Origin of the sequence: Nocardia sp. 2TAF39, assembly GCF_052114905.1 — a bacterium.
Lineage (GTDB): Bacteria > Actinomycetota > Actinomycetes > Mycobacteriales > Mycobacteriaceae > Nocardia.
Window position 1 is genome coordinate 27,806 of sequence record NZ_JBFRFQ010000029.1, and the last position, 22,434, is coordinate 50,239.

The 22,434-nt window shown below is 68.7% G+C and carries 16 protein-coding genes; 6 read left to right on the plus strand and 10 right to left on the minus strand.

Going from position 1 to position 22,434, the window contains the following annotated elements; all coding sequences use genetic code 11:
- Positions 1 to 70 precede the first annotated feature (70 nt).
- From AB4Z47_RS19010 to AB4Z47_RS19025, 4 genes are all read right to left on the minus strand, one after another.
- Entirely contained in the window at positions 71 to 4,642 is a 4,572-nt protein-coding gene (locus AB4Z47_RS19010) for an alpha-(1->3)-arabinofuranosyltransferase (protein ID WP_441952471.1), read from the minus strand.
- Positions 4,623 to 4,793: a DUF2613 domain-containing protein gene (locus tag AB4Z47_RS19015; RefSeq protein WP_441952473.1), complete on the minus strand. Its 171-nt coding sequence runs from the start codon at positions 4,791 to 4,793 to the stop codon at positions 4,623 to 4,625. Before AB4Z47_RS19015 ends, AB4Z47_RS19010 begins: the two co-directional genes overlap by 20 nt.
- 187 nt (positions 4,794 to 4,980) lie before the next feature.
- Positions 4,981 to 6,075 (minus strand): isochorismate synthase, encoded by a 1,095-nt coding sequence (locus AB4Z47_RS19020; protein WP_441952475.1) that lies wholly within the window; start codon positions 6,073 to 6,075, stop codon positions 4,981 to 4,983.
- Positions 6,076 to 6,196: 121 nt separating this feature from the next.
- Complete coding sequence (locus tag AB4Z47_RS19025; RefSeq protein ID WP_441952477.1) at positions 6,197 to 6,670, minus strand: universal stress protein; 474 nt, start codon at positions 6,668 to 6,670, stop codon at positions 6,197 to 6,199.
- Positions 6,671 to 6,854: 184 nt separating this feature from the next.
- Here AB4Z47_RS19025 and AB4Z47_RS19030 point away from each other — a divergent pair, with 184 nt between their 5' ends.
- From AB4Z47_RS19030 to AB4Z47_RS19040, 3 genes are all read left to right on the plus strand, one after another.
- Positions 6,855 to 8,018: a glycoside hydrolase family 3 N-terminal domain-containing protein gene (locus tag AB4Z47_RS19030; protein ID WP_441952478.1), complete on the plus strand. Its 1,164-nt coding sequence runs from the start codon at positions 6,855 to 6,857 to the stop codon at positions 8,016 to 8,018.
- 99 nt (positions 8,019 to 8,117) lie between these two features.
- Complete coding sequence (locus tag AB4Z47_RS19035; RefSeq protein WP_441952480.1) at positions 8,118 to 8,717, plus strand: TetR/AcrR family transcriptional regulator; 600 nt, start codon at positions 8,118 to 8,120, stop codon at positions 8,715 to 8,717.
- A 120-nt stretch (positions 8,718 to 8,837) separates the two neighbouring features.
- Complete coding sequence (locus AB4Z47_RS19040) at positions 8,838 to 10,088, plus strand: DUF5685 family protein (protein WP_441952482.1); 1,251 nt, start codon at positions 8,838 to 8,840, stop codon at positions 10,086 to 10,088.
- A gap of 94 nt (positions 10,089 to 10,182) precedes the next feature.
- Here AB4Z47_RS19040 and AB4Z47_RS19045 read toward each other — a convergent pair whose 3' ends face one another.
- Positions 10,183 to 11,052: a MaoC family dehydratase gene (locus AB4Z47_RS19045; protein WP_441952483.1), complete on the minus strand. Its 870-nt coding sequence runs from the start codon at positions 11,050 to 11,052 to the stop codon at positions 10,183 to 10,185.
- Complete coding sequence (locus AB4Z47_RS19050) at positions 11,049 to 12,407, minus strand: 3-oxoacyl-ACP reductase (protein WP_441952484.1); 1,359 nt, start codon at positions 12,405 to 12,407, stop codon at positions 11,049 to 11,051. Before AB4Z47_RS19050 ends, AB4Z47_RS19045 begins: the two co-directional genes overlap by 4 nt.
- A 208-nt stretch (positions 12,408 to 12,615) precedes the next feature.
- Here AB4Z47_RS19050 and AB4Z47_RS19055 point away from each other — a divergent pair, with 208 nt between their 5' ends.
- Entirely contained in the window at positions 12,616 to 13,938 is a 1,323-nt protein-coding gene (locus tag AB4Z47_RS19055) for an acetyl-CoA C-acetyltransferase (RefSeq protein WP_441952485.1), read from the plus strand.
- Positions 13,939 to 13,999: 61 nt separating this feature from the next.
- Here the strand turns inward: AB4Z47_RS19055 and gnd are convergent, their stop codons facing one another.
- On the minus strand, positions 14,000 to 15,028 hold the full coding sequence (gene gnd, locus AB4Z47_RS19060; RefSeq protein ID WP_441952486.1) for a phosphogluconate dehydrogenase (NAD(+)-dependent, decarboxylating): 1,029 nt from the start codon (positions 15,026 to 15,028) through the stop codon (positions 14,000 to 14,002).
- Between the two features lie 550 nt (positions 15,029 to 15,578).
- Here gnd and AB4Z47_RS19065 point away from each other — a divergent pair.
- Complete coding sequence (locus AB4Z47_RS19065; RefSeq protein WP_441952487.1) at positions 15,579 to 17,237, plus strand: VanW family protein; 1,659 nt, start codon at positions 15,579 to 15,581, stop codon at positions 17,235 to 17,237.
- A gap of 17 nt (positions 17,238 to 17,254) precedes the next feature.
- Here AB4Z47_RS19065 and AB4Z47_RS19070 read toward each other — a convergent pair whose 3' ends face one another.
- Together AB4Z47_RS19070 and AB4Z47_RS19075 are read right to left on the minus strand one after the other, a co-directional pair.
- Positions 17,255 to 18,340, minus strand: coding sequence for a DUF4185 domain-containing protein (locus AB4Z47_RS19070; protein WP_441952488.1), 1,086 nt, complete (start codon positions 18,338 to 18,340; stop codon positions 17,255 to 17,257).
- A gap of 183 nt (positions 18,341 to 18,523) precedes the next feature.
- Positions 18,524 to 20,374, minus strand: coding sequence for an acyl-CoA dehydrogenase (locus AB4Z47_RS19075; protein ID WP_441952489.1), 1,851 nt, complete (start codon positions 20,372 to 20,374; stop codon positions 18,524 to 18,526).
- A 709-nt stretch (positions 20,375 to 21,083) separates the two neighbouring features.
- Here AB4Z47_RS19075 and AB4Z47_RS19080 point away from each other — a divergent pair.
- The gene (locus tag AB4Z47_RS19080; protein WP_441952490.1) at positions 21,084 to 21,674 is read left to right on the plus strand and encodes an alpha/beta hydrolase family protein; all 591 of its coding nucleotides are present in this window, start codon (positions 21,084 to 21,086) and stop codon (positions 21,672 to 21,674) included.
- A gap of 66 nt (positions 21,675 to 21,740) precedes the next feature.
- Here the strand turns inward: AB4Z47_RS19080 and AB4Z47_RS19085 are convergent, their stop codons facing one another.
- A complete protein-coding gene (locus tag AB4Z47_RS19085; protein WP_441952491.1) occupies positions 21,741 to 22,415 on the minus strand; it encodes a class I SAM-dependent methyltransferase in 675 nt (224 codons plus the stop codon).
- Positions 22,416 to 22,434 lie beyond the last annotated feature (19 nt).

Below are 22,434 nucleotides of genomic sequence, written 5' to 3' on the forward strand. Positions count from 1 at the left end.
GCAACGAGCGCCGTTGCGGCGCACGGTGAATCGATGTGTTCGGAGGGAATATCGGGTCGGATCGCGGGCGCTAGCCGGCGCCTCGTCGGCGGGGCAGCGCCGCGACCCCCACGGCGACGACCGCGAGCAGCGCGGGCAGCTGCACAAGCAGCGACCCGCCCACGTAACCATCGGGCGAGCGCCACGGCCCGGTGGACAACACGGTGGCGGACAACGCCGTGCCGACGCCCGCCACGATGGCGAGTGCGCGCGGAGCGACGTGCGGCGCGAAACGGGTTGCGGCCAAGGCGATCACCGTCGCGACGGTGCCGACCGGGCCCGCGATCAGCGTGGTCGCGACGGTGAGCCCGACCGCTGCCGGCCACCATCTGCCCCAGGTGGACGGTGCCGAATCCGTTCCGGCGCCCAGCTCGTCCGCCTGCGCGTCGACGCGACCGGGGTGGGCTGCAGGTCGGTTCTCTGTCCGTGCGCGGCGAGGAATGGCGAGGACCGCGAGCGGGAGGAGCAGTAGCAGGCCGCCGAAGATGCCGAGTCGGTACCAGCGGTCAGCCGGGAAGGAGATTGTGACCTGGCCGCTGACGTCGGCGGGCAGCAGCCAGGCTTGTTGCCAGCCGTTGGCCACCACCGGTTCCATGACCCGTCCATCCGGCGTCGTCGCACGCCAACCGACATTTGTGCTCAGGGGCAGCACGAGTAGGCGGTTGCCCGCGTCCAGCTGTTGTGGCGCGGGGGAGTTCAGCTCGGTGCGGGCCGGGTGCAGCGGATCGACCGAGAACAGGCCTGTGGGGCCGACCGTTGCGCCGGCCTGGCTCTGCGACAGCACGTGTCTGCCCAGCGTCGTGGCCGTCGGTTCGCTACGGTCCAGGCGCAGCCGATCGACGAAGAACAGGTCGGTCGGCCCGACTGTTACGTCGGTCCGGCCCTGCCGCAGCGCGAACTCGCCCTGTGTCGCGGTATCCGGCTCGGTGCGTTCGACGGCGGCGGAGTTCTCCGCGCAAACCCGGGCCGGAACCGGTGCCCCAGAACGTAGTTCGTCGGCGGTGGCGGTGACGGTGGTGTGCAGGATCTGGTCGCCGACGCTGATGGTGGGGCCGAGGGCGCACGGGACAGTGATCGGGCGGTCGAGTGGTGCGGGTTGGGGGTAGTCCGGTCCGAGCACCACTACCTCGGCGAGGCCTGGCGGCTGCGTCTGTACGAAGCCGAGTGCGGTCTGGTCCAATACCGCCTTCCAGGTGCGCAGGCTGAGTTCGATCCGGTCGGTCATGGTGGGGTGCAGGGAGATGCGGGTCGGTATACCAGGGGAACTCTCGTCCAGCTCACGCACCTGGGGGCCGTCGCCGAGATTCACCGTCACCGAGGTGGGCGCCGCGGGCAGCCCGCCGAGCGAGGAGGTCAGCTCCAATCCGGTCACCAGGGCGGGTTCGGGCAGTTCGATCGTGAGCGTCGGCCTGCCACCGGTCAGGTCCCGGACGGAACCCTCCGGCGCGGTCCAGGTCGTGCGCGGGTCGCCGTCGGTCGCGGCGAACGCGGCGCCCCGTAGGTCGCCGACGTCGGCTTTGCCCCGGGCTACCGGCCGGCTGTGGTCGGTCAGCAGTGCCTCCAGCGCCGGGCCCTGCCTGGTGCGGACCGTCAATTCCGGAGTCACCGACATCGGATCCGGTACCGACAGGGTGCGCTCGAACGTTCCCGGTTCCTCCGGAGCCAACGCGAGGCCCTTGCTGCATCGAACCCGGTTGGGCGAATCGAAACAGGCACTGCGGCCAGGGAATTCCTGTCCTAGATCCCAGGTGCGAACCTGTGCGCCCGTCGGTGTGGGCGGCAGCGCCGTGCGATGCCGGATGTCGACGCGGACCGGCGCATCACGAACCGAATAATCGTTCAGGGCGAGTTCGCTGATGCCGAATTGCCCGCCGCGGGAACCACCTTCGGTTCGGGTGGCCGTGATGGTCAGCCAGTCGGTCGTGCCTGCGGGCAGCGAAACCGAAACGGGCACACCGGGTTCAGGCACCCGGACCGAGACGGTGCCGTTCGCGGTGCGCACCTCGACCCACTTGACCGGGTCGCCGATGGCAGCCGAGCTGGTGGTCAGGTTCAGCTGTCCGGTCTTGATCGGGCGGTCGAGGTCGAGCCGAAGCCACTGTCCCAGTGCGCGTTCGGTGCCATTGCTGATCCAGGCGGTAGCTGGATCGCCGTCTACCACGGCCGCGGTCGAACTGCCCGGTGCCGCGCCACCGAGCTGCGTGGCGTCGGCGGCCGAACTCGATGCGGTGATTGTCGCGCCCGACCACTCGCCGCGCACCAGCTCGGTGTCGGGCACCGGATAGTCGGGCACCAGATTGTGTGTGCGGCGCGCGTCGTCGGGAGCACGGAGCGCGGAATTGTGGTTGTCCACCCGGCCGAAATCAGCCTCGCGATCCATGGGGGTATCGGTGACGGTCACCGGGCCGACAGGCAGTCCGGCCCGCGCCGCGTCCGCGGCGAGCAAGCTGGGAGTCTCGGTCGTTCCCGGATCGCGGTGCAGTCGTTCGAGCACCTCCGGACCGCCTTGCACAACTGGCACCTGTCCTAGCGGGACGGTATACGCGCCGGGGAACGAGTCCGGCGCGCCGGTCCCGCCGCGCACCTCGGTGGGCGTTCCCGGCGGACTCGTGTCCACCCGGTAGATCTCGGTCGCCGGATATGGGGGGCGCAGATCGCCGTCGGCCACCAGATCGTCGGCGATCACCACCGATTCGATCGGGTCGCCGAACGCGGCGACCTTCCTCAAGCCGGGGGAGCCGTCCAGCGCTCGGTGCGCCAGCATCGGACGCGTCGACCGGGAAGTATCGGGATCGAGGTCGTTGCGCAGCACCACGATTCCGATGCCCTGTCCGGCCAGTGTCGCGGCAAGCCCCGCCGACGGCCTGCCGTCGGCGATCAGCCGCTGCACCGAATCCATCGCGCGGATGGTGCCCGGCGGGTTCAGCGGCACCGCGTCGCGGATCGCCCACGGTGTGCTCGCCAGCGCCTGCAGCGGTTCGTCCCGGGTCAGTCCCCAGACCTGGCTGCCGAACGGCGCGCCGGGCACCACAAGGGCACGGGTGTCGGAGGCATTATGCCGCAGCCAGTCCGCGGTCTGCTGCCAGTAGGCCGGCACCCGGTCGTAGGCACCGCGCGGTGCGAGCTTGCCGGTCCAAGCCAGCGATGTGGACAGCGCCAGCGCGGCCAGGATCAGCGCGGCGACTGCGACCGCGCGATCCCGCTCCGGGTGCGCGAACGCGGCGCGCCACACCCGCATCGGCACCGAGCCGGGCAGCGGAACCCTGGCGAGCAGTTGGGCGAGGCCGAGCACGAGGGGAATGCGGATCAGCGGTTCCAGTTTGTGCACGTTCCGCAGCGGGGCGCCGCCGGAATCGAGAAAGACCCGCACCGATTCCGCGAACGGCCCGCCCAGCTCGCCGACGTACCCTGCGCAGATGCCGACCAGCCCGACGCACAGGATCACGGCGAGCCTGCCGCGGCACGGCATGGACCGCAGGGCGAGTCCGGCCATGCCCGCCGCCGCGAGCAACCCGGTCGCGAGCACCGCAGCGGGCTGGGTCACCAGCACCGCGCCCGCGATTCGTTCCGGCGAGACGAACGGAGTCCAGCTGTCGGTACCGCGCAGCACCTCGCCGAGCGAGGCCCACTGCGTGGTCACCCCGGAGGATTCGATGTAATCCAGGAACGGCGGACTCACCTTGCCGAGCAGCAGCAGCGGCACCGCCCACCAGAACGTGGCGAGCACGAGCAACGGAATCCACGCTGCGGTGAACCGCCACCAGCGCCGGTTCAGGCGGTACGACGTCGATCGTGCGTGGCCGGACGTAGTCCGTGTCGGGCCGGATGGCGAGGCAGCCGCAGGTTGTGTGCTGTCGGACGTAGTCCGTCCGTAGCCCCGCGCCGGGTCGAGCGCAGGCGAGGCAGCCGCCCACCACAGCAGGGCGGGCAGGACGGCGGCGACCGTCGCCACCGCGTTGACCGAGCCCATCAGGGCGAGCGCCAACGCGCTGCCCGCGGGCGATGCGGCGCCGCCCCGTCGCCGCTCGCGATGGGCGATACCGAGCGCGGCGGGCGCCAGCAGCACCCACGGCGCCAGCATCATCGGCAGCGTTTCCGACGAGATCGACCCGAGCGTGGTCAGCACCCGAGGCGACAGGGCGAACGCGACCGCCGCGACGACACGCGACCCGCGCGTGCCGATGTCGAGCGTTTCACAGAGGCGGACGATCCCCCAGAATCCGGCGAGCAGCAGCAGTGCCCACCAGATCCGCTGGGTAGCCCAAGCGGGCACGCCGAGCGCGTGCCCGAGCGAGAAGAACGCACCGTGCGGAAAGAAGTACCCGTAGGCCTGGTTCTGCACCTGGCCCATCGGTGCCTGGCTGCTCCACAGATGGCTCGCGCGTTCCAGGAAGCCGAACGGGTTCTGTGCCAGGTCGTATTTTGTGTCGGCGACCGTGAGGCGGGGCGCCTGTGCGAAGGTCAGCAGAAACGCCGCGACGATGGACGCGGCGAACCAGCGTCGACCCAGCGGCGCAGTGCCGTGCTGCCCCGGCGCCGCGGAAGATCCGAGCGAGTCGGCAGGTGCAGCGGAGGTCAGCGGCTCAGCGGCTGCCGTACTCAACGGTGTTCAGCAGCGAGGAGTCCTTGTCGCCGCTGCGGTCGATGTCCGGGCGCGAGTTCTGCTGCACCGCCACGGTGATGAGGAGAACACCGAGCACGCCCAGCACAGCGCCGGCAACCGCACTCGCAACACCGGGGACAGCAAACTTCATCGGAGAACTCCAATACATCGATGCAGGCACATTCCCGGCCAACCTAGCAGGGCGTCCGGTCTTTGCACTCGTTCAGGCCGTGGAATCCCCTCGGTGCGCCGCACGGCTCGCTACCGTCGCTGTCACTCGACGCCGAAAAATTCACGACCAGTGGGCCGGAATGATCTCGACGGCGCCGAATCCGACCTCAGTGTGTGGGCAGCGTGCAGTGCAGTCCGCCGAGCAGTGTGCGCAGCTTCGCGGTGGTCTCGTCGAGCTCGGCCTGCGGGTCGGAGGCCGCGACGATGCCGCCGCCGGCATACGCGTGCACGGTGCGCCCGTCGGCCGACAGCTCCGCGCTGCGGATCGCGACCACCCACGCGCCGTCGCCGTTCGAGTCGCACCAACCGACGGCTCCGCCGTAGAACCCGCGGTCCTCCTCTATGTCCGTGATGGTGTCGAGCGCGAGGTCGGTCGGGGTGCCGCAGACCGCGGGCGTCGGGTGCAGCAACAAGGCCAGGTCGAGAGCGGTGTTCGTGGCGTCGCGCAGGCGTCCGGTGATCGGCGTCGCGAGGTGCCACACTTCGTGGGTGTTGATCAGCTCCGGGCCGTCCGGAATGAACAGCTCGAAGCAGACCGGGTCGAGTCGCTCGCGGATCCAGTCGATCACGAACGCGTGCTCGTCCCGGTTCTTGGTGCTGGCCAACAGCTCTCGGGCCTGCGCGGTGTCGGCGTCCGGGTCGGCGCGCCGCGGCAGGGTACCCGCCAGCGGACGGAGCGTGACCGTGTCGCCCTGGCGGGCGATCAACACCTCAGGTGTGGCGCCCACCAGCGTCGCTCCGGTCCGTCCTGCGGGCGTCAGGTCGACGGCGAAGACGTTCGCATGGGGATGCCTGGTCAGCAGATGTCCGGCGACCAGTTCCGGGTCCAGTGCCGCCCGCGCCTCGGCCAGCACGGAACGCGCCGCGACGACCTTGCGCAGTGGCTGCGCCGAGTCATTCATTTGCTCAACCAGTTTCGTCACCCGCGCCACATGCTCTGCCGGGCTCGGTATCTCGGTGACGAACTGCACCGCGGGCAGGTCGGGAAGCGCGGCGGGCCGCCAGGGGCCTGCCGTGTGCTCGGCGCGTTCGGGCACGCTGAGCGCGGCGGGACGACGCGGATCGAAGGGCAGCGCGCCGACGATCAGCTCCGCGGTCTTGTCCCGCAGCGCCGCCACGGCCCGGTCCGCCTCATCGAAGGCGACCCGGCTGCCGTACGCCCGCACCACGCTGTCGGGCTGAGCGAGCAGGAATCCATCCATAGTTCCCCGACCCTAACCCCGTTCACGCTCCGCACCCGGCCGGAGCGACCGAAATCTCACGTGGGGCACTTGCTTCGGCAAACGCGGGAGACCTCGCCATGGCGTGCCACGCGTCGGCGGATTACGCGGTTTTGCCGGGTGGGACGAGGAGGACGGGGCGGTGGCAGTGCTTGAGGACGGCGTCGGCGACGCTGCTGTGCAGCAAGGCGCGGATGCCGGTGGCGCCGCGGGTGCCTGCGACGATGATGTCGGCATCCAACTCGTCGGCGCATTCGACGATGGCGTTCCAGATCGTCGTCGTGCATTCGACGGTGCGCGCCTCGGCGTTCAGGCCCGCGAGCTCGGCCAGCAGCACACCCTCGGCGTTGGTGGTGCGGGCGTCGACGTAGGCCACGTCCTCGATCTCGTCGTCGGGCACCCATTCCGGTTGCATGACACCGGACAGCCCGGAGAGGCGTGCGGCCTGGCGCACCATGGGTTCCCACGCGGTCAGCACGATCGCCCGATTCGCACTGAGGAACCGTCCGGCGTATTCGACGGCCCGCTTGGCATTCTCCGAACCGTCGTAGGCGATGAGCATGAGATCGCAGGGCACGATGACCTCCTGGTGGGAGAATCCGGAGACACCTCGAGATTACCCTCGCCGAGCCCACATGAACCGGGTGGCGCATGCGGAAGACCTGCGCATACACGGTCGAACTCGCGGGCGGCCCGTCTTTGTCTCGGTAGCGACGTAGCGGCTGGGCTCCGCTATCACCCCCCGAGTACCGTTGATCCTCATGCGGAAGACGCCTCTGCTCGTGCTTGCCGTTTTCGCCGCCGTCGCGACCGCGTGCTCGGGCGGCGGCTCCACCGATTCGACGTCGTCGCGGCCCACCACGCCGGATGCGACGACCGCCGCCGCCACGCCGGTCACCTCCCCGGTTCGGCAGGACTGCACCGCGGGGTACCTCGCGCAGTTCACGACCCGGGAGAAGCTGGCCCAGCTGCTGACAGTCGGCGTCACCGGCGCCGCGGACGCCACCGATGTGGTGCGTACCGAGCAGGTCGGTGGCATCTTCGTCGGCGGCTGGACCGACCAGGCGCTACTCGGTTCGGGTGAGATCGCGCAGGTAAAACAGGCCGCCAAGGTGCCCCTGACAGTAACCATCGATGAGGAGGGCGGCCGCGTCTCCCGGGTCCGCGACCTGATCGGGCCCGCGCCGTCGGCCCGCGTGACCGCGCAGACCATGACCCCCGAGCAGTTCTATGACGCGACCCTGACCAGGGGTCGGGCTCTGAAGGACCTCGGCGTGACGGTGGACTTCGCCCCTGACGTCGACGTCAGCAGCCAGCCCGACGATTCGGTGATCGGTGACCGCTCCTTCTCCGACGACCCTGCCGTGGTCACCCGCTACGCGGACGCCTACATCCGCGCGATGCGCGAGGTCGGCGTCGGCACGGTGATGAAGCATTTCCCCGGGCACGGCTCCGGCTCCGGTGACTCGCACACCGGCGCGGTCCGTACCCCGCCGCTGGACGCGATGCAGAGCGTCGACCTCGTGCCGTTTCGCGACCTGATCGGCTCGGGCGCGGCCGTGATGGTCGGCCACCTGGACGTGCCGGGCCTGACCACCCCGAACGTTCCGGCCAGCATCAGCCCGCAGGCGATGGCGCTGCTGCGGGAGGGCCGGGGTTACGGCGCAGCACCCTTCCAGGGACCGATCTTCACCGACGACCTGGGCGGCATGGCCGCGATCAGTAGCCGGATGTCGATCGAGGACGCGGTCGAGGCCGCACTGCTCGCCGGTGCCGACAACGCCCTGTGGATCACCACCGACGCGGTGCCCCAGGTGCTCGACCGGCTGGAACAGGCCGTATCGAGTGGCCGCTTGTCCATGGCGCAGGTGGATGCCTCGGTGCTGCGCATGGCCACTTTCAAGGGTGCGCTGCCGCGCTGCTGACGCGGGCCGCCCGGCGAAGCCGGGTGTGGGGGAGCAAATCGGAACCCCGGAACTTACCTTGGAGTAAGATATGGGATTCACCATGTGGTAGGAGTGTGGATGGCGGGCGGAACGAAGCGACTTCCACGCGCGGTTCGTGAGCAGCAGATGCTCGACGCCGCCGTGGAGGTTTTCTCGCGTAAGGGCTTCCACGACACGTCGATGGATGCGATCGCCGCCGAGGCGAAGATTTCGAAGCCGATGTTGTACCTGTACTACGGCTCCAAGGACGAACTGTTCCGCGCGTGCATCCAGCGCGAGGGGCAACGGTTCATCGAGTCCGTCGCGCCCGCGGGCAACCCATTGCTGTCGCCGCATGAGCAGGTCCGCACCGCGTTGGAGGGTTTTCTCGGCTTCGTCGACCGCAATCGCCGCTCCTGGCAGGTGCTCTACCGTCAGGCAATCGGCCAGCAAGCGTTCGCGTCGGAGATCGAGAACTCTCGTGAGCGCGTCATCGAGTTGACCGCCAAGCTGCTCGAGTCCAGCGCCAAGCACGCGGAGCCGGGCACGAACTTCGACGTCGTCGCGGTCGCCGTGATCGGCGCGGGTGAGGCCATCGCCGACCGCTTGTCCAGCGGCCGAATCGAGGTCGCGGAGGCCGTCGACCTCCTCGACGACCTGGCCTGGCGCGGTCTGGCCGGCCGGAAGAAGCCCGAGTAATCCGCCCGCCCCTCCGCCGGCGAACGCGCCAGTTGCCACCGGGCCAACAGCCTGCCAGAGTGCTGGAGTTCAGAAACGCGGACCGGCTCATTCGAGCGAGCCGGGAGAAACGGGGCGGAAGTGTTCGGGTTACTCAGGCCGTGTGCACACGGCGCTCAGAAGTATGGAATCGACGCGGCCGAGTGGCGCACGCATCTGTGCGGATTGTGTCTCGGGCTGCGGGACGGTCACGGTCAGCTCGCCCGTGCCACCACCAACAAGGACGCCCTCGTGTTGAGCATGCTCACCGAGGCGCAGTCCGGCTCGGTGGCACGCACCACCGCCGCGCCCTGCCCGCTGCGCGGGATGCGACGCGCGTCGGTGGCGACCGCGGACTCCCCTGGTGTCCGGCTCGCAACCACCGCCTCGTTGCTGTTGGCGGCGGCCAAGATTCGCGACCACGTGGACGACGGGGACGTCGCCGTGCTCACCCGCAGGCCATTGGCCAAAGCGGCGACGCGCTGGGCTGGGCAAGCGCGCGCGGGCGCGGCCCGGATCGGACTCGACCTCGAACCGCTCGTCGCCGCGCTCGGGGTTCAGGTGCACCTGGAGCAAGCCACGAAAGATTCGGGCAACGTCCGCAATTCGAGCACGACTACCGGGTTCGTGCCGGAATCACTTGCTGCGTCGTCACATTGGCGTTCAGCGATGGCGCCGTCTGCCGACCCGCTGACCCGGCTGACCGCGCCCACCCAGCTGTGCGCGTCGGAGTTCTTCGCCCACACCGCCGTACTGGCCGACCGTCCGGACAACGTCGACGCGCTCAGAGAAGCGGGGTGGCAGTTCGGCCGGATCGCACATCTGGCCGACGCCGTCGCGGACTATGACGACGACCTTGCGCGGAACAACTTCAACCCGCTGGCGGCCACCGGAACCACCGTGCCAGAAGCCTACGATCTACTGCGGCAGTCGAATTCGAGCCTGCGTGCGGCGATCGCGGCAGCCGAGCTGAGCCGGGCCACCACCGTGCGCTGGATGCTGCTCGATCCGCTGACTTCGGTGCTGCGACGACTCGGCAGCGGCATCGGGACGGTCGTCGCGCACACTTGCTCGGCTTCGCGCGACACCGCCGGTCTGCCACATGCTCACGCCCGCGGCACGGGCCATCGCCCGCCTACCCGCCGACCGGGTGTCGGTGAATCCCTCGCGCTGATCCTCGGCGCCTACTGCACTGGTTACGCCTGCTGCGCCGACCACACTCAGCCCTGCACCGGTGAACGCAAAGACGCCTGGATCAAGGACTGCGATTGCGACGGCGGCTGCGGAGATTGTTGTAGCTGCGGTGATTGCGATTGCGATTGCTGTGACTGTGGCTGTGACTGCGGCTGCTGATCCGGTTTACCGGCATTCCGGCGGGGGATGGAAATGATCGGAGCCGCATGCCGATTCGCGCGAATCGGCATGCGGCTCCGGTGATCGGATTCGCTCAGCGCAGGGTCGCAGTCAAGTGCGGGTACCCCTTCTTCGGGTGGCGCAGTGCCAGATCCCAACCGCCGTCGACCTGGTCGGCGTACAGGTTCACGGTGGAGGGCAGCAGTATCGGCTTGCCGAACTTGACGTCATAGGTGGTCGTTTCCGGGATGCGGCCCTCGATGGCGCCGAGGACGGTCGCCGCGGACCACATGCCGTGCGCGATCGCCTTGGGAAAGCCGAATGCCTTGGCGCCCAACGCGGAGGTGTGGATCGGATTGCGGTCACCGGACGCGGCCGCGTACCGGGTGATCGTCTTCTGGTCCGCCCTAAGCGTGCGCAGCGGCGGCGGCGGAACTTCGTCCGGCTTGGGCTCCGGCTTCGGGCCGCCCGACAGCGAGGTTCGCTGCTGGTGCAGGAACGTGGTGACCTGGTGCCACACCAGCTCTCGCCCGACCTTCACATCGCTGATCGCGTCGACGAGCAGGCCCTTCGGGTGCTCCCGCAGGTTCTCGACGTGCGTGCGGATGTCCAGCGGCTCGCTCACCGAGATGTCGCGGGTGCGCGCGATCAGGTTCTGCGCGTGCACCGCCCCCACCGCGACGAACGGGAAGTCCCGCGCCACCACCAGCTGCATGGCCAGCGGGAAGGTGAGGATGAACGGATAGGTCAGCGGCAGCGCGTCGCCGAACCGCAGACCGGTCGCCCGGCAGTAGGCGGCCAGGTGATCCGGATCCACGCGCAGCCCGTCGAGCTGGACGGCGCGGTCCGGCACCGTCGACTTGCGCGCCGATACCAGCGGCACCGGCACCGCGCCGAGCGCAGCCTTGACGAACAGACTGCTGTTCTTCGGCGGTTCGGCCAGCGAGATCGTTTGCGTCATCATGCCCCGATCAGACTCTGCCCGCAGACCCGAACGATGTTGCCGGTCACCGCGTTCGAACCCGGGCTCGCGAAGTACGCGATGGTCTCTGCGACGTCGACGGTCTGGCCGCCCTGCAGCAGCGAACTCATCAGGCGGCCTGCCTCCCGGGTGGCGAGCGGGATGGCGGCGGTCATCGCGGTCTCGATGAAACCGGGCGCGACGGCGTTGATGGTGATGCCCTTCTCCGCCAGCTTCGGCGCCTCGGCGTCGACCATGCCGATGACGCCTGCCTTGGAGGTGCCGTAGTTGGTCTGGCCGCGGTTGCCCGCGATGCCCGCGATCGAGGACACGTCGATCACGCGGCCGCCCTCCTTCAGCGCACCCCTGGCCACGAGGCCCTCGGTGATCCGGTGCGGCGCGGCGAGATTCACGTTGATGACCGAGTTCCAGCGGCCCTCGTCCATGTTCGCCAGCAGCTTGTCACGGGTGATGCCCGCGTTGTGCACGACGATGTCGATGCCGCCGAACCGCTCGGTGGCGAACTCGGCCAGCTTCTCGGCGGCGTCGGGGGCGGTGACGTCCAGCGCGAGCGCGGTGCCGCCGACCTTGTTCGCGGTCTGCGACAGCGCCTCACCCGCCGCCGGGATGTCGGCAACGATCACCTGCGCACCGTCGCGGGCGAATACCTCGGCGATGGTGGCGCCGATTCCGCGCGCCGCACCGGTGACCACGGCGACCTTGCCGTCCAGCGGGCGATCCCAGCCGGCCGGAGCGGACGCGTCGTCCTTGCCGACCCGGATGACCTGGCCGTCGACGAATGCCGACTTGGCCGAGAGCAGGAAGCGCAGGGTCGACTCCAGGCCGGTCGCGGCGGCCGACGCCTCCGGGTGCAGGTACACCAGCTGGGCGGTGGAGCCGTGCCGCAACTCCTTGCCGACCGAGCGGGTGAAGCCCTCCAGCGCGCGCTGCGCGATCTGTTCGTCCACGCTCGACGTCAGTTCGGGCGTGGTGCCGATGACTACGATTCGCCCGGACGGTGTGACACTGCGCATGGCGGGCTGGAAGAACTCGAACAGTTGCGAGAGGTCCTCGATCGAGCCGATGCCGGTGGCGTCGAACACCAGGGCGCCGTACTTGGTGCCGGTACTCGGCGCGTCGGCGAAGGTGTAATCCGACAGCAGAGCGCGGACCGGCTCGGCGACGCGGCCCTTGCCGCCGATCAGCACCGGACCGGGCAGCGGCGGCTGGCCCTCGACGTAGCGACGCAGGTTCTCCGGCTGCGGCAGGCCGAGCTTGCTGGCCAGGAACGCGCCGGGGGTGGAGTGTACGAACGATCCGTAGAGGTTGGGAGCACCCTTGCTCTTGCTGGCTGCCACTATTCCTACCTTTTCTGAGTTCTGTCTCTCGGTATGGGGTCGCCCCGGCGCGGTCTGCTGGCGCACATTGCGGGGTACAGTGTCGACAACAAACTTACTCCAGAGTAAGTTTAATGTAAACAACCGCGGCGGGGCGCCGATCTGCGTGGATCCTTCACGCCGACACCGGGCCGCCGAGACATCCATCCACGAGACCTTGGAGACTCGAGTGACCAGCAAAGCCCGTTCGGCGAAGAGCACCGCCAAAACCGGTAAGACCACCCGCCCGGTCGCGATCGTGGGCGGCAACCGGATTCCGTTCGCTCGCTCCGACAAGGCGTACGCGCACGCCTCCAACCAGGACATGTTCACCGCCGCGCTGGACGGCCTTGTCAGCCGCTTCGGCCTGCAGGGTGAGCGGCTCGGCATGGTCGTCGGCGGCGCCGTCCTGAAGCGAGTCGGGGAGCACGGCCTGATCCGCGAGAGCGTGCTCGGCAGCAAACTCAGCCCGTACACCCCGGCGCACGATCTGCAGCTGGCCTGCGGCACCGGACTCCAGGCAATCGTCACCGTCGGTGACGCGATCGCCGCGAGCCGGATCGAGGCCGGCGTGGGCGGCGGCACCGACACCACCTCGGACGCACCCATCGGCGTCAGTGATGCCCTGCGCGAGTGGATGCTCGACGCCAACCGCGCCAAGACCAACAAGGACCGCCTCAAGCTGGTCGGCCAGCTGCGCCCGAGCATGATCGGCATCGAGATTCCGCGCAATGCCGAGCCGCGCACCGGTCTGTCCATGGGTGAGCACGCCGCCATCACCGCCAAGGAATTCGGCATTCCCCGCGAGGCGCAGGACGAGCTGGCCTACCTCTCGCACAAGAACATGGCCGCCGCCTACGATCGCGGCTTCTTCGATGATCTGATCACCCCGTTCCTCGGGCTGACCCGCGACGACAACCTGCGCCCGAACTCCTCGGTCGAGAAGCTGGCCACCCTGAGGCCGGTCTTCGGCGTCAAGGCGGGTGGCGCGACCATGACCGCGGGCAACTCCACCCCGCTCACCGATGGCGCTTCCGCGGTGCTGCTGTCGAGCGAGGAGTGGGCCGCCGAGCACAACCTTCCGGTACTTGCCCACCTGGTCGACAGCGAGGTCGCCGCGGTCGACTACATCCACGGCCCCGACGGCCTGCTGATGGCGCCGACCTACGCGGTGCCGCGGCTGCTCGCCCGTAACGGCCTCACCCTGCAGGACTTCGACTATTACGAGATCCACGAGGCGTTCGCCTCCGTTGTGCTGGCCACCCTGGCGGCGTGGGAGTCCGACGCCTACTGCAAGGAGCGGCTCGGCTTGGACGGCGCGCTCGGCTCGATCGATCGCAGCAAGCTCAACGTCAACGGTTCCTCGCTGGCGGCGGGTCACCCGTTCGCCGCGACCGGCGGACGCATCGTCGCCTCCACCGCGAAGCTGCTGGCGGAGAAGGGCTCCGGCCGTGCGCTGATCTCCATTTGTGCCGCGGGTGGCCAGGGCGTGGTCGCCATCGTCGAGCGGTAACACCCGCACAACGAACGTGCCCCGTACCGGAAGTTTCGGTCGGGGCCACATTCGTTGCCGCTTACTTCCCGGGCAGCTCGTCGTGCCCGCCGAACGCCAGGCGCATCGCCGAGAGCACCTTGTCCGCGTACAGCGACTCGCCTCGCGAGGAGAAGCGCGCGAACAAGGCGGCCGACAGCACCGGCGCCGGCACGCCGGTGTCGATCGCCGCGTCGACCGTCCAGCGGCCCTCGCCGGAATCCGACACCCGGCCGCCGAACGACTCCAGGCGCGGGTCGGCGTGCAGCGCGGCCGCCGTGAGGTCCAGCAACCATGAGGCGACCACCGACCCACGCCGCCACACCTCGGTGACCTCGGGCACGTCGATGTCGTACTGGTAGTGCTCGGGGTGCTCCAGCGGCGTCTCCTCCGCGGAGAACTCGCCCGCGTGTGCGGCGCCGTAGTTCGCCTTGTGCAGGATGTTCAGACCCTCGGCGTAGGCGGACATCGCGCCGTACTCGATGCCGTTGTGCACCATCTTCACGAAGTGCCCAGCGCCCGCCGGTCCGCAGTGCAGGTAACCCTGCTCGGCGGTGGACGGCTCACCGGTGCGTCCCGGCGTGCGCTCGGCCGCGCCCACGCCCGGCGCGATGGACTTCAGCAGTGGGTCCAGGTACTTCACCTGCTCCGCCTCGCCGCCGATCATGAGGCAGTAGCCGCGGGTCAGGCCGAACACGCCACCCGAGGTGCCGATGTCCAGGTAGTGGATGCCCTTGGGCTTCAGCAGCGCGGCCCGCTTGATGTCCTCGTGGTAGCGGCTGTTGCCGCCGTCGATGATGATGTCGCCGGGCTCGAGCAGCTCAGCCACGCGGTCGATCACCGCGCCGGTCGCGCCGGCGGGGATCATCACCCACACCACGCGCGGTGTCTCGAGCTTGCTGACGAAATCGGCGAGTTCGGTGGAGCCCTGGAAGCTGTCACCCAGCTCTTCGCGCAGTTCGTCGATGTGTTGGGGGCGACGTTCGTAGCCGACGGCGGTGTGTCCGTCCTCGACGATGCGGCGCACGATATTGGCGCCCATCCGGCCCAGGCCGATCATTCCCAGCTGCATGCCATCCATCTCCCTCGTAAAGTGGCGAACTCTTGTGGCGAGAGGTCATGGTCGATTGTCCCGCGTGGGTCGGATCACAATTCGCCTGGCGTGTGTAACGCCCGCTGCCCCCGGTGGGATAAACAGGTTGGCTTCGCGCAGTTGCCAGACCCCCGACCCGGCAACTGTGCGGAGCCGCTTTCGCGTGTTCTACCCGGTTCCTTGCGCGAGGTCTGCAGATTCCGTTCGCTGACGTTGTCGGCAAGGACCACTATCGTTGCCGGGGACTTGTGTTGTGCGAGTTTCCAATTCAATCGAATGGGGAGGACGGTTCGTGACGAGCCAGCCGAGCATCGGACCCCGCGGCCCACAATCGGGTGGCGACGTCGGCCTACGTCAGTTCCGCCGGTCGGACCCATCCCACGAACCGGACCAATCGGTCGAATGGGAGGGTGGTTCGGCGCCGACCCAACCCCTGCAAGCCGGTCGACGGCCCGTGCCGCCCGCCCCCCGCCGTGCACCCGGACGCCGTCCGATCGCCAGCCCCCCGCCCAAGCGCCCCAATATCGCCGTGGTACGCCGGGCGGGCATCGCAGTCGGTGCTGTGCTCATGGCGGCCGGCCTCGGCTATGCGGTGGACTGGATGCTGTCCTCGGGTGACGTTCCGCGCGGCACGGTTGTCGCAGGCGTGGACGTCGGCGGCATGGACAAGGCCGCTGCCGATGCCACGCTGCGTGCGGAACTCGAACCCAGATCCGGCAGAGAACTGCCGTTGCGCATCGGTGACGTGCAGACCCGTCTCGTGCCCAGCGCCGCGGGGCTCGCCGTGGACTGGGACGGCACCTGGTCGCGGATCGGTACGCAACCGCTCAACCCGATCACCAGGCTCATCTCCTTCTTCACCACCCGCGATGTCGCGATCGCCAGCAAGGTCGACGATCCCACGCTGAAGCGTGAGCTGACCGACCTGCGGGTCTACGACCGCCCGTCGGTCGAGGGCACCGTCCGCTTCGACAAGGACAGACCCGTTGCGGTGCCGCCGGTTCCTGGACGTGTGCTCGACGTCGTCGCCGCACGTGCGGCGCTGGTCGACAACTGGATCACCGGTGCACCGCTGGATCTCCCGGTTGTGCCCGCGCCGCTGAACGTGCGTCCCGAGGCGGTCGACCGGGCGCTGCGCGAGATCGCCCAGCCCGCCGTGCGGGCGCCGATCACGTTCGCCGGCAAGGACGCGGCGGCCAGGCTCGAACCGGAGCAGACCGCATCAGTGCTGACCTTCGGGCCGGACGGGCAGGGGGGTCTCGCCGTGACCGTCGATCAGGAGGCCGCCATCGGACTGCTGGCTCCGCAGCTCGCCCTCTCCGAAGTCGAGCCGAAGGACGCGACGTTCGCGGTGTCCGGCGGCAAGCCGACGGTCGTTCCTGCCGTTGTCGGCGACAAGGTCAACTGGCCGAAGACGCTAGAGCAGTTCACTGCGCTGCTGGTCGCACCGGGTGAGCGGACCGGGCAGGCGGTCTACGAGCGAGTCGAACCGAAGCTGACCACCGAAGCGGTCCAGGGCCTCGGCGTCGTCGAGACCATGGGTTCGTTCACCACCAGCGGCTTCAGCGGCCCTTCCGGCGTCAACATTCGCACGGTGGCCAGGAAGGTCAACGGCGCGATCGTGAAGCCGGGAGACACGTTCTCGCTCAACGACTTCACCGGCCCCCGCGGCACGGCCGAGGGATATGTCGAGTCCGGCATCATCGACCACGGCCGCCCGAGCACCGCCGTCGGCGGCGGCATCAGCCAGTTCGCCACCACCCTCTACAACGCCGCGTACTTCGCCGGGTTGGAGGACGCGGGCCACACCGAGCACAGCTACTACATCTCCCGCTATCCGGCCGCCCGCGAGGCCACCGTCTTCGACGGCGCGATCGACCTGAAATTCCGCAACAACACCGGAACCGGTGTCTACATCGAGGCTTTCACCACCGACTCGGAGGTCACCGTCCGGCTGTGGGGCACGAAGACGGTCGATGTCGAATCCGTCACCGGCGAGCGCACCAAGCCGACCGATCCCACCACCATCAACCTTCCCAAGGGTAAGGACTGCATCGCCACCGAGGGCGCCCCGGGCTTCACCGTCTCCGACACCCGCATCATCACCGACCGCAAGACGGGGCGCGAAGTGTCCCGTAAAACCCGCACGGTCAAATACGACCCGGTGCCAGTGGTGAAATGCGAATGAGCTCCGGCGAATAGGGATCAGAGTGGCGTTCGCATCAGCAGCACGTTGTATTGGGCGTGCTGGGTGACCATGAAGTAGAGATCGCTGCCCGTTTGGTACGGGAAGATCATCGGAGCGTAGGCGGTGGGCAGGGCGCGGGCGTCGATGAGGACGCGAGGCTCGCTCCACGGGCCTTCGGGGGCGGGGGCGGTGCGCATGACGACGCTGTTGGCCGGGTCGGTGGTCAGCATGACGAACTGGCGGAGGTAGTCGTTCCACATGACCGAGATTTCACCGACACTTCCGACGATGGGGGCCGCGGACTTGGCGTCGCCGGGTTTCCAAGCGCGACCATCCCAGTACTCGTAGGCGTCGATGTCGGCGATGCCGGATTCTGTGGCGCGGGAAACGAATCCTGGGTTGTTGCGCCCCGCGGGGGTGCCGTAGCGGTAGACGTAGCCGCCAGCCTTCACAAAGGCATTCTGCTGGAATTTCTCGTGGCCGTCGACGTTGGCGCGGCGGGTTGTGGCGAGCTGTGACCAGGTGCGGCCGCCGTCGTGGGAGGCGGCGAGAGTGCAGAAGTTGGTGCTCCATTTTCCGTTGTCGCCCCATTCCCGGACCGACATCAGGCTCATGTACTGGACACCGCCCGCCGAAATGCCCGCGGTCGGAATGAAACTGATCTCGATGCCGGGGATCTTGGGGCTCGGCAAGGGATTCGGTACGACGTCGTCGAAGACGATTCCGTTGGACGGGTTACGGTCGGAGCTGCGGAACAGCACATTGCTGGTCCAGGCCCAGATGCTGCCCGCGAGGAGGTTGGGGAAGCCCAGACCGGCGCTGTCGCCGAAGGCGGTGATCATCCGGCCGCTGCCGTCGTCCCACATGATGCCGAGGTCGGTGCCGAGCACGTTGACGTTCTGGGTGCGGTTCGGGCTGTCCATGCCGGTCACCTGGTACACGGCCTTCGTCGGGCCGGGGAGTTCGGGCAGGCCGTGGATGCCGTTGAGCGCCGGGATCGGCATGACGTTGTTCGGGTCGGCCACGACGGGCGCTGCCGCGGCGAGCGAGAGGACCGCGGCGAGCGCACCGGCTCGGGCGAGTGCGGACAGCGATCGAGTCATCCGGACAATCCCTTCTCCTGTGGCGCGGTCTGCCCGGATATTGTGCCTGCTCATGGCCACTATGTCCCGTACATCGGCGCGAGCCCGGTCGTTCGGGCGATTGTCACCGGTCGGCCGCCGCGACACGACAACGGCCCGGAGAAATCTCCGGGCCGTTGTGCCGTAGGCGGGTTGTGCGAACCGTCAGAAGGCGGCTTCGTCCAGCTCCATGATGTCGTTGTCCAGGGTGGACAGCACGGCGCGAGTGGCGGTCAGCTCGGGCAGGATGTTGCGCGCAAAGAACTGCGCTACCGCGATTTTGCCCTGGTAGAACGCCTTGTCGGCACCCGTGGCGCTTGCTTGCAGGTCGGCACCGTCGAGCGCTGTGATGGCGACCTCGGCTTGGCGCAGCAGCTGCCAGCCGATGAGCAGGTCGCCGACCGCGAGCAGGAACCGCACCGAACCGAGGCCGACCTTGTACAGCTCGGTCTGCTGCTCCTGAGCGCCCATCAGGTAGCCGGTGAGCGTGGCGGCCATGGCCTGCACGTCCTCCAGTGCGGTGGCCAGCAGCTTGCGCTCGCCCTTCAGGCGGCCGTTGCCCGCCTCCGAATCGATGAACTTCTGCACCTGGCCGGCCACATGGGCCAGCGCGACGCCGCGGTCACGGGCGATCTTTCGGAAGAAGAAGTCCTGCGCCTGGATCGCGGTGGTGCCCTCGTACAGCGAGTCGATCTTCGCGTCCCGGATGTACTGTTCGATCGGGTAATCCTGCAGGAAGCCGGAACCGCCGAAGGTCTGCAGTGACTCGGTGAGGTACTGGTAGGCCCGCTCGGAGCCGACACCCTTGACGATCGGCAGCAGCAGGTCGTTGACCCGCGCGGCCAGATCGGCGTCGGCGCCCGAGACGTGCTGCGCTACATCGGCGTTCTGGTGGGCGGCGGTGTACAGGTACACCGCGCGCAGGCCCTCGGCGTACGCCTTCTGGGTGGCCAGCGAACGACGCACGTCCGGGTGGTGGGTGATGGTGACGCGGGGCGCGGCCTTGTCGTTCATCTGGGTCAGGTCGGCGCCCTGCACCCGCTCCTTGGCGTAGTCGCGGGCGTTCAGGTAGCCGGTCGACAGGGTCGCGATGGCCTTGGTGCCCACCATCATCCGCGCGTGCTCGATGACATCGAACATCTGCGCGATGCCGTTGTGCACCTCGCCGACCAGCCAGCCCTGAGCGGGGATGCCGTGGCCACCGAAGGTGACCTCGCAGGTGGCGGAGACCTTCAGGCCCATCTTGTGCTCGACGTTGGTGACGAAGACGCCGTTGCGCTCGCCCAGCTCGCCGGTCTCGTGGTCGAAGTGGAACTTCGGCACGAAGAACAGCGAAAGGCCCTTGGTGCCAGGGCCTGCGCCCTCGGGGCGCGCCAGCACCAAGTGCATGATGTTCGGGAACAGGTCGTCGGCGTCGCCCGAGGTGATGAACCGCTTCACGCCCTCGATGTGCCAGGAGCCGTCTTCCTGCTTGATGGCCTTGGTGCGACCGGCGCCGACGTCCGAACCGGCATCGGGCTCGGTCAGCACCATGGTGGCGCCCCAGCCCTGGTCGGCGGCGATCTTCGCCCAGCCTTTCTGCTCTTCGGTGGCGTTGTTGTAGAAGATGTTCGCGAAGCCGGCGCCCGCGGCGTACATGAAGGCGGCGGGCTGCGCGCCCAGGATCAGCTCGGCGATGGCCCAGTACGCCGCGCGCGGGACCGGCATGCCGCCGAGCTCCTCGGCGATGCCCAGCCGGTCCCAGCCGCCGTCCTGAATGGTGCGGTAGCTCTTCTTGAAGGTCTCGGGCAGCGTGACCGTGTGGGTCGCGGGGTCGAAGACCGGCGGATTGCGGTCGGCGTCGGCGAACGATTCACCGAGCGGGCCCTCAGCGAGGCGGCGCACCTCGTTGAGCATTTCCTTGACCGTGTCCGCGTCGAGGTCGCCATAGGCGCCGCTGTCCAGGACGGAACCGAGGCCAAGGACCTCGAAGAGGTTGAACTCCAGGTCGCGGACGTTGCTCTTGTAGTGACCCATCTCAGTACTCTCTCCGTTGAGTTCGGGTGCGGTCGGTTGGTTGCCGTTCCCGCCCGTTGTTCGCTCCACCGGGTAGTCGTGCCGGTTGTCCGCATACTACCCGCGGGTAACTTATCAGCCATATTACCGACCGGTAATGAGTCGGCAAAGGGTGATGCGCGCAATGTGACGCGATAAACACAGCGGCTCTCGCGACCCAGCTCGCACCATGCTGTAGCGCCCCGGCTGTGACCCGACCGGCGACTACTGGCATGCCCCGAACATCCGAATCCCGCGGACCCCGCCTCTCGCAACCCCGCCGGCCCCACTCCCGCTTCCGAGCGAAGCTGTTCAGGGGCGCTCCGCGTTCCGCCGTGGGTGGGGAAAATTCGCTATTTTCGTGTCAGTAATTCAGGGGCGCTTCGCTGGCCCCTCCGTGGGGATAGAAAATTTCGGCGTTGGTCTCGCCTGGCTGGTGGTTGAGGGGCTCTGGCCTGTGGCCGTGGTGAGGCGCAGGATGTCAGGGTGTGCGTGTTGCGGTCGAACCCCGATCCGTCTGTGGTGCCGGTGAGCCTGCGTGTCAGCGAGACCGAGCATTCCCCTGTTCGCGGCCCGGCTCGCGTCCGAGCGGCCGCCGCGTCCGCGACGAAGTCGCCAGCGGCGGTCGCTCAGCCGCGAGCCACAAGGGGGCCGCGAACCCGCCGCGCCCGCGCGGCCAATAAAGTGGGGTGTGCGAATCGAGACGAGCGCCGGACCGGCTGAGATCGAACTCGACCAGCCCCGCGAACCCGCGTTCCTGCTGCTGCTCACGCACGGTTCCGGCGGCGGGGTCGATGCGAAAGATCTTCTCGTGGTGCGTGATTCGGCGCTGCGGCTGGGCGGTGCCGTCGCAAGGGTTGTGCAACCGTATCGGGTCGCCGGTCGTCGCGCGCCCGGTTCGGTAGTCAAGCAGGATGAGGCGTGGCTCGAAATCGTCGCCCATCTGCGCGGCCGCAAGCGCATCCCCCTGATCCAGGGCGGGCGCAGCAACGGAGCCAGGGTCGCCTGTCGCACGGCCGTGGCGGCCCGCGCACGCGGCGTGCTCGCGCTCTCATTCCCGCTGCACCCGCCCGGAAAACCGGAGAAGTCCCGCCGCGAGGAACTCCTCGCTGTCGGCGCCATCGAGGTAGTGGTCGTCAACGGCGCCAACGACCCCTTCGGCATCCCCGACCCGGCCGACGCCGCCGAAGTCCGTGTCATCCCCGGCCAGCCACACTCCTTCCGTGCCGGGTTCGACCTCATCGCCGACACAGTCACCCCCTGGCTCGCTCGCTGGTGCTGACCCGACGGGCGGCGTACGGCCGCGGCATCGTGGAAGAAGAGGTCTGCACGGCCGCTCGTCGGTAGATCAGTCGGTGGGGCGCGTGGCGATGACGAGGGCGTCGATGGCGTCGCGCGTTTCGGTCGGGCGGAAGACTCGGTCGGCGATGCGGATTCGGATGCGGTGGGCGGCGGCCGCGGGGCCGAGGTCGGCGACGATGTCGTCGGGGGTGAAGAGGATGGCCGGGTCCTGTGGGCCGCCGAAACCGTCGGTCAGGTTCGTGGTGTCGTGGCCGAGGACGAGCAAGGTGCCTTCCGGAGCGAGCAGGTCGGCTGCCCGGCGAACCACTGCGCGGCGCTGCTCGGCGGGTAGGTGCAGGAAGACCATCAGGACCAGCTCGAACGGGCCCGTGATGCCCGCCGCGTCCAGGTCGGTGACATCGGCGCACTGCCAGGTGATGCGGCCGCGGACCGAGCGAGACAGTCGCGACGCCACGGTGCGGCCCTTGTCGATCCCGACCTGGGAATAGTCGATGGCGTGCACCTGCCAACCGTGCGTCGCGAGCCAAAGGGTGTTGCGGCCCTCGCCGCAGGCGAGGTCGAGCGCGCGCGGGAACTCCGGTGGTTCGCCTTCGAGGGTGGCAGGGTGTAGCGGCGTCCGCCGCTCCAACCCGTAGACGTGCTCCACCACAGTGCTGTTCGGCGGTGCGCCCCAGACCAATTCCGTTTGCGCGTAACGCTCGTCCCAATCGGCCGCATCCATGATCCGAGTTTATTGGCCC